This is a genomic window from Streptomyces capitiformicae (assembly GCF_002214185.1).
In the GTDB taxonomy this organism is placed as follows: domain Bacteria; phylum Actinomycetota; class Actinomycetes; order Streptomycetales; family Streptomycetaceae; genus Streptomyces; species Streptomyces capitiformicae.
In genome coordinates, this window is sequence record NZ_CP022161.1 from 3956892 (window position 1) to 3970720 (window position 13829).

Annotated in this window: 13 protein-coding genes; 5 read left to right on the top strand and 8 right to left on the bottom strand. The window is 71.2% G+C overall.

What is annotated here, in order from left to right:
- Positions 1 to 281 precede the first annotated feature (281 nt).
- A complete protein-coding gene (locus CES90_RS17630) occupies positions 282 to 1586 on the top strand; it encodes a pyroglutamyl-peptidase I family protein (protein ID WP_189781156.1) in 1305 nt (434 codons plus the stop codon).
- On the opposite strand, the gene CES90_RS17635 is transcribed toward CES90_RS17630, so the two are convergent.
- From CES90_RS17635 to CES90_RS17650, 4 genes are all read right to left on the bottom strand, one after another.
- A complete protein-coding gene (locus tag CES90_RS17635; RefSeq protein WP_189781157.1) occupies positions 1567 to 2382 on the bottom strand; it encodes an EI24 domain-containing protein in 816 nt (271 codons plus the stop codon). The genes CES90_RS17630 and CES90_RS17635 overlap by 20 nt on opposite strands.
- A 9-nt stretch (positions 2383 to 2391) precedes the next feature.
- Complete coding sequence (locus tag CES90_RS17640; RefSeq protein ID WP_189781158.1) at positions 2392 to 3600, bottom strand: GDSL-type esterase/lipase family protein; 1209 nt, start codon at positions 3598 to 3600, stop codon at positions 2392 to 2394.
- Positions 3601 to 3616: 16 nt separating this feature from the next.
- Positions 3617 to 4195, bottom strand: a complete 579-nt coding sequence (locus CES90_RS17645) for a TetR/AcrR family transcriptional regulator (RefSeq protein WP_189781159.1) — start codon at positions 4193 to 4195, stop codon at positions 3617 to 3619.
- 70 nt (positions 4196 to 4265) lie between these two features.
- Entirely contained in the window at positions 4266 to 5318 is a 1053-nt protein-coding gene (locus CES90_RS17650; protein ID WP_189781160.1) for a serine/threonine-protein kinase, read from the bottom strand.
- 196 nt (positions 5319 to 5514) lie between these two features.
- Between CES90_RS17650 and CES90_RS17655 the strand changes: the two genes are divergently transcribed.
- Together CES90_RS17655 and CES90_RS17660 are read left to right on the top strand one after the other, a co-directional pair.
- Complete coding sequence (locus CES90_RS17655; RefSeq protein ID WP_189781161.1) at positions 5515 to 8076, top strand: M14 family zinc carboxypeptidase; 2562 nt, start codon at positions 5515 to 5517, stop codon at positions 8074 to 8076.
- 15 nt (positions 8077 to 8091) lie between these two features.
- The gene (locus CES90_RS17660) at positions 8092 to 9243 is read left to right on the top strand and encodes a serine hydrolase domain-containing protein (RefSeq protein WP_189781162.1); all 1152 of its coding nucleotides are present in this window, start codon (positions 8092 to 8094) and stop codon (positions 9241 to 9243) included.
- A gap of 109 nt (positions 9244 to 9352) precedes the next feature.
- Here CES90_RS17660 and CES90_RS17665 read toward each other — a convergent pair whose 3' ends face one another.
- The gene (locus tag CES90_RS17665; RefSeq protein ID WP_189781163.1) at positions 9353 to 10351 is read right to left on the bottom strand and encodes an NADP-dependent oxidoreductase; all 999 of its coding nucleotides are present in this window, start codon (positions 10349 to 10351) and stop codon (positions 9353 to 9355) included.
- Between the two features lie 89 nt (positions 10352 to 10440).
- Between CES90_RS17665 and CES90_RS17670 the strand changes: the two genes are divergently transcribed.
- Entirely contained in the window at positions 10441 to 10878 is a 438-nt protein-coding gene (locus CES90_RS17670) for a MarR family winged helix-turn-helix transcriptional regulator (RefSeq protein WP_189781164.1), read from the top strand.
- An 18-nt stretch (positions 10879 to 10896) separates the two neighbouring features.
- On the opposite strand, the gene CES90_RS17675 is transcribed toward CES90_RS17670, so the two are convergent.
- On the bottom strand, positions 10897 to 11400 hold the full coding sequence (locus tag CES90_RS17675) for a hypothetical protein (RefSeq protein WP_189781165.1): 504 nt from the start codon (positions 11398 to 11400) through the stop codon (positions 10897 to 10899).
- 7 nt (positions 11401 to 11407) lie between these two features.
- Positions 11408 to 11929 carry a hypothetical protein gene (locus tag CES90_RS17680; protein WP_189781166.1) on the bottom strand — a complete coding sequence of 174 codons (522 nt, stop codon included), beginning with the start codon at positions 11927 to 11929 and terminating at the stop codon, positions 11408 to 11410.
- Positions 11930 to 12048: 119 nt separating this feature from the next.
- Here CES90_RS17680 and CES90_RS17685 point away from each other — a divergent pair, with 119 nt between their 5' ends.
- Positions 12049 to 12888 (top strand): alpha/beta fold hydrolase, encoded by an 840-nt coding sequence (locus tag CES90_RS17685; protein ID WP_189781167.1) that lies wholly within the window; start codon positions 12049 to 12051, stop codon positions 12886 to 12888.
- Positions 12889 to 12898: 10 nt separating this feature from the next.
- Here CES90_RS17685 and CES90_RS17690 read toward each other — a convergent pair whose 3' ends face one another.
- Positions 12899 to 13627 (bottom strand): SCO2400 family protein, encoded by a 729-nt coding sequence (locus CES90_RS17690; RefSeq protein WP_189781168.1) that lies wholly within the window; start codon positions 13625 to 13627, stop codon positions 12899 to 12901.
- Between the last annotated feature and the right edge of the window lie 202 nt (positions 13628 to 13829).

The window sequence follows — 13829 nt, forward strand, 5'->3', positions numbered from 1 at the left end:
TTGACGTTGCTCGGGGGGGTGGGGGCGAAGGCGGGGACGTGGGCCGGGGTTGACCGGTTGCCCGGCGGTCGGTGCTGGGCGGGGGTTGGTTTCGCTCACCGGCGCATACCGGGTGCCGCTGCGCCCACCCTCCCCCACTCTCGGCTCCGCTCGAACGGGAGGTACCCCCATCGCCCCAGCGGCACGATTGCCCGCAGCTACGGCACGCTGACTCCAGAGTGCCGCATACTTGCCGTCGTCCGGCGACACCCCCACAGCGACGGAAGGCCCGAACTCCCTTGATGTCCCTACGCGTTCAGCTCGCCATACCCGTAGTACTCGGACTGACGACCACCTTGATGGCCGGCCTCGCGGCTCCCCCGGCCGCCGCCGCTTCGGCCACTTCTGCCACTTCTGCCACTACCTTCACCGTCGAGGAGCAGCGGCTCGACCGGGCCGCGCCTCAGGAGATCCTCCGGCGCTCCGGATTCGACACCGTGGCACCGGAGTTGGCGCGGGCACTGGCCGGGGCGCGGTCGTACGCGCAGGCCGAGCGGATCGTCGTACGGCAGGGTGCGCGGTTGTGGACGCGGGCGGTGGACCGGGCGCAGGGGCGCGGGCCGGTGGGCGGAGATTTGAGTCGGGATGACGATCGGCCGTTGTACTGGGCCCGGTTGGGGATGACGCGGGAAGTGCGGGGGTTGGAGCCGGAGTTCGGGCTGTCGGACCGGCAGAGGGCTGAGCTGCTCGGCGCGTTGGAGCGTGCGTCGCGTGGGCAGGACGACATCCGGTATCCGCGTTCCGCCGGGGGCAAGGGGGGCAAGGGGCTGAAGCGGGTGCTTGTCACCGGGTTCGATCCGTTCACGCTGGACCGGGACGTCCGGATCTCCAATCCCTCGGGGGCTACCGCTCTCGCCCTCGACGGGACCGTGATCCAGACCGCCGACGGTCCGGCGCGTATCGAGACGGCCGTCTTCCCCGTCCGCTGGCAGGACTTCACGGACGGGACCGTCGAACGCGCCCTCCGGCGGCAGCTGCCCCACGTGGACCTCTTCGCGACCGTCAGCCAGGGCCGCGTCGGCCGCTTCGACATCGAGCGCACCAACGGGGCCTGGCGCGGCGGCTTCGCCGACAACGACAACGTCGGACGGACCGAGACCATCCCGGTCACCGACCCCGCCTCGCAGCCGCAGTGGACGTCGACGACCTTGCCGTACGAGGCGATCGTCGGCGCGAACACGGGGCGCTTCCCGGTGTACGACAACACGAGCGTGACCGAGATCCCGGCGGGCGGTACCGCGGCGGTCGTACGGCCGGAGGGGCCGACCGCGGGGTCGACCGCCCGGGCCGGGGGCGGCGGGGACTACCTGTCCAACGAGATCGCCTACCGGGCGACGCTGCTGCGCGACCGGCTGGGGTTGCACGACACGCTGCCGGGCGGGCATGTGCACACGCCCGTGCTGCAGTTCGGGACCGGCAACACGGATCCGGCGACCGGGGCGGTGACGGATCCGGAGTTCGTACGGAACCGGCTGGACATCATCGCGCAGGTACGGGCGATCGTGACGGTGGCGCTCGACGCCGGTGCTACGGGGTCTGCGACTTGACGAACATGGGGTTGGCCGGGCCCTGAGCCGGGGTCCCGTCCTCGTCGTTCGTCTCCTCGCCCAGCAGGTCGCGGACCATGAGGGTGGCGCCCGCGACCGCGCCGGGCATGAGGAAGACCGCGACGAAGGGGACGAGGAAGGCGAGGCCCAGCGGGGTGCCGAAGCCCCAGATCAGTGTCTTGCGGGAGCGCAGGAGGGCGAGGCGGTCGCGGAGCTCGACGCGGCGCCGCTGGAGGGCGACCGCCGTCAGCTCCTCGGTCAGGAAGAAGCCGGTGAAGACGAAGCCGATCACCGGGACGACCGTCTGGCCGATGAACGGCACGAAACCGAGGGCGAAGAGCAGCACACCCCACAGGGCCGCCCGTATGACGACACGGAGGCTGTCCCGGGCCGAGATCCACAGCTCCCGCCAGAGCGGCAGGCCGGACTCCGGGGCCGTGCCGTCGGGTGAGACGTCGCGGTCGACCTTCTCGGAGAGGTTCTCGTAGAAGGGCTGGCCGATGAGGAGGGTCACGGCCGTGAAGGTGATGACCGCGAGGAGGAGGGCGAGGGCGAACAGTACGGCGGTGAGGAAGCCGCGGAAGAGGCCGAGCCAGGGGCTCGACCAGCCGTCCGCGAAGGGGGTGGCCCACATGACGAAGTCCGGTCCCCACACGGCCAGTGCGACCAGGGCGCCCAGGTAGAGGACCATCGTGATCAGGCCCGGGATCAGGCCGAAGCCGTACTGCTTGCCGTGCTGGGCCACCCAGCGTTGTCCTCGCAGGAGGTACTTGAAGCCCGCCCCTAGTTCGCGCATGGGTCGACTTTATCGAGGGGGACCGACAACGGCACCGACGGGGCTTGCGAAGGCGCCGTCGGCGGTGAAGGCGAGTTCGGCGAAACGTTCGCCGATGTGGCGGTGGGTCTCGGCGTCGGGGTGGAGGTCGTCGGGGAGAGGGAGGGCGGTGGCGTCGGGCTCGCCGTAGAGGGCGCGGCCGTCGAGGTAGTGGAGGTGGGGGTCGTCGGTGGCGCGCCCGGCCACGATGCGGCTGAGTTCGTCCCGGATGATCCGGAGGGTGAGCTTTCCGGTCGTGCTCTCCGCCGGGTCGCCCAGCGCGCGGAAGCGCAGGCGGCCTTCGGCGATGTCGGTGAAGTCCGGGGCGCAGGGGCCGGGGGTGTCCTCGTGGATGGGGCACAGGAGGGGCGAGACGACCAGGAGCGGTGTGGTGGGGTGGCCGTCGCGGAGGGTGTCGAGGAAGCCGTGGACGGCGGGGGTGAAGGCACGTAGGCGCATGACGTCGTGGTTGACGACGTTGATTCCGATCTTGACGCTGATCAGGTCGGCGGGGGTGTCCCGCATGGCGCGGGCGGTGAAGGGGTCGAGCAGGGCGCTGCCGCTGAAGCCGAGGTTGATCAGTTCGACGCCGCCGAGGGAGGCGGCGAGGGCGGGCCATGTGGTCGTGGGGCCGGCGGCGTCGGAGCCGTGGCTGATCGAACTGCCGTGATGCAGCCACACCCTGCGGTCCGGGTCGGGTTCGGCGGGCTCCACGGGCGCGTCGGTGCGCAGGGCGACGAGTTCGGTGGTCTCGTTGTGCGGCAACCAGATCTCGACGGTCTTGAGGGCATCGGGCAGGTCCGCGAAGCGGAGGGTGCCGGGTGTGCCCGGTCGGCTCTCGACGGTGCCGGTGGTCATGTCGATGGTCACGGTGTTGCCGCCCGGCACGCTCGCCCGGCCTGCCGGGCGGCCGTCGACCAGGAGTTCGTACAGGCCGTCGGGGCGGGGTGGGGCGCCGACGTAGGCGCGTTTGGTGGGGAGGGTGTCGAGTTCGACGGCGGTGGCCCGGGTGCGGAATACCAGTCGTACGCCGGAGGGCTGGGCCTCGGCCATGGCCAGTTGCGGGTCGGTGCACTGGGCGCGGGCCCGGGCCGGCAGCCGGTGCGGGAGGACGCCGTGCTCGGTGCGCTCGATGTCGAGGGCACCGCGCAGGAGGTCGGCGGTGAGGGGTGTGGTGATCCAGTGATGTGTGTTGTCCATGACCTCAACCTGTTGCTCAACGGGGTTGACCGGCGGGCCAGTTGCGCAGCAGGGCGTCGAGAGCGTCGAGGATCCGCTCCCAGCTCTCCTGCGAGTCGGGGGCGCTGTGGCTGAAGCCGCCCGCCGACTCCAGGCTCACGTAGCCGTGGAAGACGCTGCCCAGCAGCCGGACCGCGTGCGTCTGGTCGGGTTCGGTGAGGTCGTAGCCGCGCAGGATCGCCCGTGTCATCTGGGAGTGTCTGCCGCCGGCGCTCGCGGCCGCCGACTCCGGATCGAGCTTCAGCCCGGCCGCGGCATAGCGGCCGGGGTGTTCGCGGGCGTAGTCGCGGTAGACGTTCCCCAGGGCGGCGAGGGCGTCCTTGCCGGCCCGTCCGGCGAGCGCGGTGGCGCCCCGGTCGGCGAGTTCCTCCAGGGCCAGCAGGGCGATACGGGTCCTGAGGTCCTGGGAGTTCTTCACATGGGAGTACAGACTCGCGACCTTGACGTCGAACCGCCGGGCCAGCGCCGACACGGTCACCTCGTCGAACCCGACCTCGTCGGCGAGCTCGGCGCCCGCCTGTGCGAGGCGTTCCGGGGTGAGCCCTACGCGTGCCATGACCATCCTTTCGCTCGCCGATGTCGATTATCGCATTTACCTACAGCCTTTAGGCAACTGCCACTCACCTTTAGGCCGGGAGATCGAGTCGGCGAAGCACGTCCACGGGATACGGCGTCTCCCTGCTCTCGTCTCTGAAACGGTGGAAGAAATCCGCCATCACCGTGGCGAGCGGGGCGTGGCGGGTGATGATCGCCTCGGCGGTCTCGGGGATGCCGGTGGGGCGCTCGCCCCGGGCGTACGCGCGTATCCGGGACTCGCGTTCCTCGCGCTTGTCCGGTCCGCAGTCGTACAGGTCGGCGACCAGCCAGTTCACCAGGTGGTTGAGGGCGTAGCAGCGGTCGTAGGAGCGGTGGCGGTCGAAGAAGGCCTTCTCCTGCGGGGACAGGTCGAAGCGGGAGGAGAAGGAGAGGCCGTAGTCGGTGAAGTAGAGGCGGTGGCCGTCGGTCAGGATGTTCTGGAAGTGGGCGTCGAAGTGCAGCAGGCCCCGGCTGTTCATGAACGAGAGTCCGGCCGCCAGCTCGCTCTCCACCATGGCGGAGGCCCGGTCGGCGGCCTCGGCACCGGCGGCCGTGCGTTCGCCCAGCCACTGGTGGAGGTTGCGCGGGATGTACTCCAGGAACAGCGCGACGCTCGCGGAGGACTTCTGGAGGGCCTCGATGCGGTCGCGTACGTGGGGGCCGCCGCCCCAGAAGGCGACGACGCGTTCGATGTCGGCCAGTTCCTCGGGAAGGGGCGTGGAGTCCGGCACCACCCGCCAGTGGTACATGAGGGGGAAGCCGTCGTACGCCCCCGAGAGCGCCCAGTTCGTCGTCATCGTGTGGACGGCGAGCTCCCGCCATACGCCGAAGCCGGGGCCGCCGATGCCGTAGTGGCAGTAGAGGGGGAGGTCGAAGAGGTTCGCCGTGGAGTGGACGTGTTCCGGGCGGCGCTCCGGGTCGGTGAGGGGCACGCGTTTGACGAAGACCGGGCTTCCGGCGACCTCCAGCAACGCCGACTTGCCGCCGATACCGGTGCCGAGCGGGGCGGCCGTGTCGAGGAGTTCGGCCAGGGCGTGGTCGCTGTGCAGAGCGAGGGCGGTGGAGACGGCGCCGTGGGCGGTCAGACGCGCACCGCGTGACATGTCGGAAGAGTTCACCGCTGATGCGTAGCACCTGAAGGCGGCTCACGGGACGTAATCAGCGTCGGGATCGGGGCCGTTCGAGGCGCTCGTGACGGTGGGGCCCTCTTGTTGCCCGGGAGTCGAACAGGTAGACAGCAGCACATCGTGATCGTCACCCGCACCGGCACGTCCAAGGAACCCCACTCCAGGAGGTAGCGTGCGTCCGCCGAGACCCGGCCCGAGATCCGCACTGTCCAGCGTTGCCGCCGTCGCTGTCACCGCAGGATCGCTCCTGATCGCCCCGCACCCCGCGGGTGCCGATCCGAAACCCCCCGTCCGCGAGGGCTCCGCACTGCCGCAGGGCGCCGCCAAGGCCCCGGCGAGCGCGGCCCGACGAGCCCTCAGCGCACCGGTCGCCGACCTCTCCGACACGGCCGATTCCAGCCGCGGTTACCCGCGCGAACAGATCCTCTCTCCCGACCCGGAGAACCCCGCCGACAAGTCCCTCAAGCTCGGCCTCACCCCGTACCACGCCATAGCCCCGAAGCTGAACGCCCTCCAGGCGCTCGGCGACCGGGTGAGCGTCGAGATCGCCGGGCGCTCGGCGGGCGGGCACCGCCTCTACCTCGTCACCGTGACCGCCCCGGAGACCGCACGGCAGACCCGCGACCAGGCCCGTATGCGCGAACTCATCGAATCCGCCCCGCAGTCGGCGGCCAAGGACCCGGCGGTCAAGCGGAAGTACAAGACACCCGTCTTCTTCAACAACAACATCCACGGCAACGAGTGGGAGGGCACGGACGCGGCCCTGAAGCTCGTCGAGCGGCTCGCCACCGCCGACGACACAAGGACGAAGGACCTCCTCGCCCGCAACCGCCTGTACTTCAACATCACCGCCAACCCGGACGGCCGTATCGCGGGCACGCGGACGAACGCAGGCGGCTTCGACATGAATCGGGACTTCGTGACCGCCTCGCAGCCCGAGGTGCGCGCGATGCGGCAGATCCAGATCGACAAGCAGCCTGCCGTCATGCTCGACCTGCACGGGTACGTCAACGGCACCCTCATCGAACCGACCACTCCCCCGCACGGCGAGAACTACGAGTACGACCTCTTCCTCAAGAACACCTACGCCAACGCCCTCGGCATGGAGTCCGCCGTCAACGGCCTCGGCTACACGCCCGAGAAGGACGGCGTCGACCCGGTCCAGATCCCCTTCCGCGACTCGGCGGAGGGCTGGGACGACTGGCCGCCGATCTTCACCCCGCAGTACGCGGCATTCCACGGCACGGTCGCCGCGCACACCGTGGAGATCCCTCTCCAGGTGAACAACACGGCGTACGAGTCACTGCCGGTGAGCGAACTGCGCCGCCGGTCCGCTATCAATGTCGACGTGGCGGGTGCGGCCATGGAGGCCACCCTCGACTTCGTGCAGCGGAGGCGGACCTCGCTCATCGCCGACCAGATCGAGGTCTTCCGGCGCGGTGCCACGGGCGCCGCCCAGGTCCCGGTCTCCGAGGAGACCGTCCCCGGCGTGCCCGGCATCGGCCCCGAGGACGTCTACACGACCGAGTTCCCGCGCGCGTACGTCATCCCGGCGGGCACCGGCCAGCGGTCCGCCACGGCCGCCGCGCGCCTCGTCGACCACCTGCTCGCCAACGACGTACGAGTCACCCGCGCGACCCACGCCTTCCGGCTCGGCGGTCGGACGTACGCGAAGGGCTCGTACGTGGTCGACATGCGCCAGCCCAAGCGTGGTCTGGCCAACGTCCTGCTGGCCGACGGGCGGGACATCAGCGACAAGGTGTCGGTGATGTACGACATCTCCGGCTGGAGCCTTGGCCGGCTGTGGGGCGCGAGCGTGGTGGAGGTCGAGAGCGGCCGGCTGTCGGCCGTCCCCGCGCGCCCGGTGACGGCGGCGGCCCGCGTCGGTTACGTGGCCCCGCGCGGTAATCTGCGCCTCCGCCTCGACTCCCCGCAGGAGATCGCCGCCCTCAACTCCCTTCTCAAGGACGGGGTTTCGGTACGCCAGGCGGCCGACGGCAGCGCTCTCGTGCCGTCCTCGGCGCGGCGGAAGGCGGTGGCCCTGGCCAGGTCGTACGACGTGGCCTTCGACGCGACGAGGACCGTCAGAGGCACCCCCCTCCACCGCGTACGCGTGGCCGCCGCCGTCACGGCGGGCGAACTGTTCGCACTGCGGGAGATGAACTTCGACGTCGTCCCGGTGTCGACCGCGATCCTCAACGCGGGCTTCGACTGGTCGACGGCGGATGTGCTGTTCGTGTCGTCGGGCCTGTCGTACGGCGGCCTGAACGCGTCCGCGCGTACGGCCCTGACCGGCTTCCTCACCACCCACGGCCTGGTCGGCCGGGGCACGACCGGGGCATCGCTCGCCTCGGCCACCGGACAGCTGACGGCGACCGCGGTGCAAGGCAACGAGGACGCCAACGGCGTGGTCCGCGTGGTGAATTCGGATGGCGCCGTCACCGGCGAAGCGCCCGACCACGGCTTCGTCTACGCGCCCGTCTGGTTCACCGACCTCGGCCCCGACGTCACCGTCGAGCAGTCGTACGGCACCGGCAACCCGCTCGTCTCCGGCCACTGGCGGCCTCTGGACGACGGCACGGGCGGCCCGGCAGCGGCAGCGGGACAGGCATCCGTGGTCAGCGACCCGAACACGGTCCTCTTCGGCACGGAACCTCTCTTCCGCGACCACCCGAAGGGGGAATTCCCCCAGGTCGGGCGGGCATTGTTCACCATGGCACACACGAGCGGCTGAGGTCGAGGAGAGCGGATGACGCAGGAGATACACGGCACCGTCGCGGACGGTTTCGAGGCGGTGCGCGAGGAGTTCGCCGCGTTCGTGGCCACCGAACGGGCCGACTACGAGGGTCAGTTGACCGCGTACGCGCACGGGCGGCGGGTCGTCGACCTGTGGGCCGGTGAGGATGTCGGGCCGGACTCCCTCTACGGCGTGTTCTCCTCCACCAAAGGGGCCGCCCACCTCGTCGTCGCGCTCCTCGTCCAGGACGGTGTGCTGGAGCTGGACCGTGAAGTGGCGTTCTACTGGCCGGAGTTCGCGGCCGAGGGCAAGGGCGCGGTGACTCTGCGGGAGCTGCTCGCGCACCGGGCGGGGCTCCTGGGAACCGACGCCGGTTTCACCCTGGAGGAGCTGGCGGACGACCGCGTCATCGCCGAACGCCTCGCCACCCAGCGCCCGTTCTGGCGGCCGGGCAGCGCCTTCGGCTACCACGCCATCGTCATCGGCGCGCTCACCGGAGAGGTCGTACGACGGGCGACGGGCCGCACGCTGCAGGAGGTGTACGAGGAGCGGGTGCGTGCCCCGTACGGGCTCGACCTCTTCCTGGGGCTGCCGGCCGAGCACGAGCCCCGCTTCCGGACCGTCCTGCCGATGACGCCGACGCCCGCGCAGCAGGCCGAGCTGGACGCGGTGCCACAGGGCCCGCACACCCTGTCCTCCATCGCGTTCAACAACCAGGTGCCGGAACGAGGCGAGCTGACGGACTTCCCCAACGCCCGCATCGTGCGGGCGAGCGGGCAGTCGTCGGCGGGCGGTATCGGCTCCGCGCGCGGGCTCGCCGGGATGTACGCGGCGGCCATCAGCGAGGTGGACGGCCGGCCGCCACTCCTCAAGCCCGACACCATCGCCGAGATCGGCCAGATCCACTCCCACGGCCACGACCTCGTGACCCGCGCCCCCGGGGCGTTCGGCCTCGGCTTCCAGGCCACCGCCGAGACCCGCTACCCGTTCCTCGGCGCCGGCGCCTTCGGCCACAGCGGCGCCGGCGGATCCCAGGCCTTCGCCGACCCCCGCAGCGGCCTGGCGTACGGCTACACCCGCCGCCGCATGGCCTTCCCGGGCGGGGCGGCACCGGAGAACGAGGGGCTGGTGAGGGCGGTGCACACGGCGGCACTGGCGGTCTGAGGACCGTACACCTGGTCCTGCACATATGGCGGAGTCCGCACCCCACGTCCAGGGGTGCGGACTCCGCCGTGTGCAACGACCATGAGCCGGCGTCCGTCACGGGTCGGGCTCAGAGCTTGACGATCATCTTGCCGGTGTTGTCGCCGCGGAGGACGCCGAGGAAGGCCTCCAGGTTGTTCTCGATGCCCTCGACGACGGTCTCGCGGTACTTGAGGGCGCCGGAGGCGACCCACGGGCCGACTTCCCGGACGAACTCGGGCTGGAGGTCGTAGTGGTCGCCGACGAGGACGCCCTCGACGCGGAGCCGGTTCTGGAGGATCTTGACCATGTTGCGGGGGCCGGGGGTCGACTCGGTCGCGTTGTACTGGGAGATCATGCCGCAGATCACGGCCCGGCCGCGCAGGTTGAGCGCGCCTATCGCGGCCTCCAGGTGCTCGCCGCCCACGTTGTCGAAGTAGACGTCGATGCCGTCCGGGGCGGCCTCCTTGAGCTGCTCCCGGACCGGGCCGTTCTTGTAGTTGAAGGCGGCGTCGAAGCCGTACTCCTCGACGAGGAGCTTGACCTTGTCGTCGGACCCGGCGGAGCCGATGACCCGCGAGGCGCCCTTCTGCTTGGCGATCTGGCCGACCTGGCTGCCGACGGCCCCGGCCGCGCCGGAGACGAACACCGCGTCGCCCTCCTTGAAGGCGCCGACCCGCAGCAGGCCCGCGTAGGCGGTGAGACCGGTCATGCCGAGGACGCCGAGGTAGGTGGAGAGCGGCGCGGCGTCCGGGTCGACCTTGACGGCCTGCGCGGCGTCGAAGGTGGCGTACTCGCGCCAGCCGCCGATGTGCAGCACGTGGTCGCCGACGGCGATGCCCTCGGCCTCGGAGGCGACGACCTCGCCCACGGCACCGCCCTGCATGACCTTGCCCAGCTCGTAGGGCGCGACGTACGACTTGGCGTCGCTCATGCGGCCGCGCATGTACGGGTCCACGGACAGGTACTTGTTCCGCACCAGGACCTGGCCCTCTGCAGGCTGCCGGACCTCCGCCTCGACCAGGGCGAAGTCCTCGTCCTTGGGCCAGCCGACGGGGCGGCTGAGCAGGTGCCATTCGCGGTTGATCATGACGGAGCCTTTCCCAATTAGTTCAGTACCTGAAACAACCATGCTCCTGAATATTTCATGTTGTCAAATAAAGGGGTACGCTGGAGTCCATGGCCACACAGAAGACGACCACCCGCATCGATCCGCTGACCCTGGAGGTCATCGAACTCATCGGCACGGTCGTGGCCCGCTACCACGAGGAGTACGAGGACGCCGCCGCCGGCCACGCCCTCACCGGCGCCCAGGCCCGCCTCCTCGGCCTCCTCTCCCTGGAACCCCTCCCCATGCGCCGCCTCGCCCAGAAACTCCGCTGCGAGCCGTCGAACGTGACGGGCATCGTGGACCGCCTGGAGAGCCGGGGCCTGGTCGAACGCCGCCCGGACCCCAAGGACCGCCGCGTGAAACTGGCCGCCGCGACGGCGGAGGGACGCCGCGTGGCCCGCAGCCTCCGCGAGTCCCTCGACTTCGCCCGGGAGCCGCTGGCGGGGTTGTCCACGCAGGAGCGGGAGTCGTTGCGGGATCTGTTGCGGCGGATGCTCGGGAAGTGACCGGGGGCGGCTGCGGCGTCAGCTCAGTGGTTCGTCCGGTTGTCTCGTTCGGCGCCCGGCCGCGTTACGGACGCGGCGCGTGCGCCCTCGTTCGGCCAGCAGGCTCAGGGCAGCGGGTGACGTGCCGATCCGCGCGTCCGCGGCGGTGCGCTGAAGCCAGTCGGATGCCGTGATGAGTTCGTCGGCGGTCCATGGCTCGTGCAGGGCGATCGCCCGCAGGAGCGTCCACTCGCGCAGGCGCCGGGTGAGGAAGTCCCGGCCGTCGATCACGGGCGTCATGGCCTCGGCCCAGGACGGGAACCGGGCGTCGGTCAGCAGCTGTTCGGCGCGGCGGTCGAGGTGGTGGACCACCGCGCTCTGCGCCATCTGCGGGTCCTCGTCGCACAGCACGGCGGCCACCAGGTCGGCCTCCTCCCGCTCCGGGATGTCGGCCAGGGCCCGCAGGTGGCGGGCGTAGCGCCGGTGCTCGGGCGGTTCCTGGTCGAGAGGGGAGCCATCGGCGTCGACCGCGCTCGGTTTCATGGTCCGGTCATGCATCTTCGGAGGGGCGCTGCCCTGTTCGCCAGCGCGGGGCCTCGTCGTCCGGTACGGCTGGAGAGGCGAAGTGGAACGGTACGCCGAGGTGATCGGCCAAGGCTTGCCCGGCCTCTGTGGCGGCCGTGGCCGGTGAAGGGCCCTCGGGGCGGTGGTGGACGGTGGCCAGGCGGGCTTCTCCTTCCGGGTCCTCCAGGACCGCTACCAGGTCGACGAACCAGCCATGGACCGTGTCGCCGTCCCAGAGGGCCTCTATCGCGGCGACTCGGCCCGGGTGGGCGGCGGCGCGGGCTGTGAGGGAGGGAACGTCGAGGGGGTCGGGTGGGGTGTGTCGGACTCGGTCGACCAGGGCCTCGTAGCGGGTATGGACGATCTTCTGCGCCTCACACAGGTCCAGGCCCAGGGGACGCAGGGCCTCCCACACGATCTTGACCGCCAGCAGGTGACGGTCGTCCAGGACGTGCGCGTCGGCCTCCTGGCGGGTGCGGTCGTCCAGCTGGGTCCACCAGTCGTTCATCGGGGCAGCGGGGCGGGTGCGGGGACGTGATTCATGGGCCGAACGTACCCGGGGGCGGGGCGAGGAGGGCAAGGGAATCTCTGTTGCCCGTTCCCGGGCGGAGTGTGAGGGTCGCCTCCATGACCGACTTCCTCGCAGCCGACCGCACTTCGCTCGCCTACCACGCCCTCGGTGACGGGCCACCCCTCGTCTGTCTTCCCGGTGGGCCGATGCGTGCCTCCGCCTATCTCGGCGACCTCGGGGGGCTGTCCGCGCGTCGGCGGCTGATCATGCTCGATCTCAGGGGTACGGGGGCTTCCGCCGTACCGGAGGACACCGTGTCCTACCGTTGCGATCGGCAGGTCGACGACGTCGAGGCTCTGCGGGAGCATCTCGGGCTGGAGCGGATCGACCTGCTCGCCCACTGCGCCGGGGCGAATCTCGCCGTGGCGTACGTCGCCCGCCACCCGGAGCGCGTCGGGCGGCTCGTGCTGGTCACGCCCAGCCCCATCGGTGTCGGGATCGCGGTCGGCGTCGAGGACCGGCTCGGGGTCGCGCGGGCGCGGGACGGTGAGGCGTGGTTCGGGGAGGCGTTCGCGGCGTTGGAGGAGGTCGTGGCGGGGCGGGCGGAGGCCGGGCACTGGGAGGCCATCGCGCCGTTCTTCCACGGGCGTTGGGACTCCGCGGCCCAGGAGCTGCACGCCGCCGACGCCGCGCAGAAGAACCAGGAGGCCGCGGGCGCCTTCGGGGCCGACGGGGCCTTCGACCCGGAGGGCAGCCGGGCCGCCCTCGCCCGCTTCGGGGCCCCCGTCCTCGTAGTCGCCGGGGAGGTCGATCTCAACTCGCCGCCGCGCGCGATGAGTGAGTACGCCGGGCTGTTCCCCGATGCCCGGCTCGTCGTTCAGGCCGGGGCCTCGCACCATCCGTGGATGGACGACGCCGGGCGGTTCAGGGCGACCGTCGCGGAGTTCCTGGGCTGATCCCCAGTTACTACGCGCACCACCACAGGATCTTCTCGCACGTCTCCGAAGGCGACGGCTCCGGGGTCGGGTCGTCGGCCGTGGGGGCGTCCTTGGTGGGCTCGGCCGTGGGGTCGGGGGCCGAGGTGGCGGCCGGGGCCGAGCTGGTGGCGTCGGGGCGGGTGCCTGACGTGGCGGACTCCGACTCGCGCTCCTTCTCGTCCTTGTCGGACTTGTCCTTGTCGGCCTTCTCCGACTCGGAGGCGGAGGGGGAGACCGAGTCGGAGGGGGTCGCGGACGGGGAGGCGCCCTGGCCCGAGTCTCCGGTCGTGCCGTTCTGCTCGTCCGCCCCGCCGTCGGGAGAGACCGAGGCGCCGCCCGCGGACTCCTCGTCCGCCACCGTGGTGTTCGAGCCGGAGCCGGGGGACTCTATGCCCAGTTCGGCGAGGCTCAGCGCGCCGGCGGCCAGCAGCAGGCCGCTGCCGATCAGCAGCACGCGCTTACGGCGGCGCCGGTGGGCCGCCGCCTTGCGGTCGCGGCGGCTGGAACGCGTCCCCGCGCTCCCGTCGCGCTCCCGACCGGCCCGGCGGCTCGAACGTGGGCCGGGCTCGCCCTCGGGCGTGGCGGAGGTGTCCTCGGCGCCGTCGGGGCGCTCCTCGGCCTCGTCCGCGTACGCGGGGAGCTCTTCGACTGAGGTGCCGCACCCCGGGCAGGCGAGGGCGCCGTTGAGGTGCCTTCGGCACGGGTGGCAATAGTCCATGACGCGGGAAGACTAGGGAACCGACACGGGCCGTTCCTAGAGGCTGCCGTGAAGGTTCTGTGCGGAACTGGCCTTTCCTGTTTGCTCGGTCGAGGTCAAGCCCGACCATTCGGCGCGATCCTCCGCGCCGGGCCCGTGAAACGCCACGTGGCCCGGCGCACGGCGTACGTGCGACGGGCCACGTCGGCCTACAGCGCCCCGG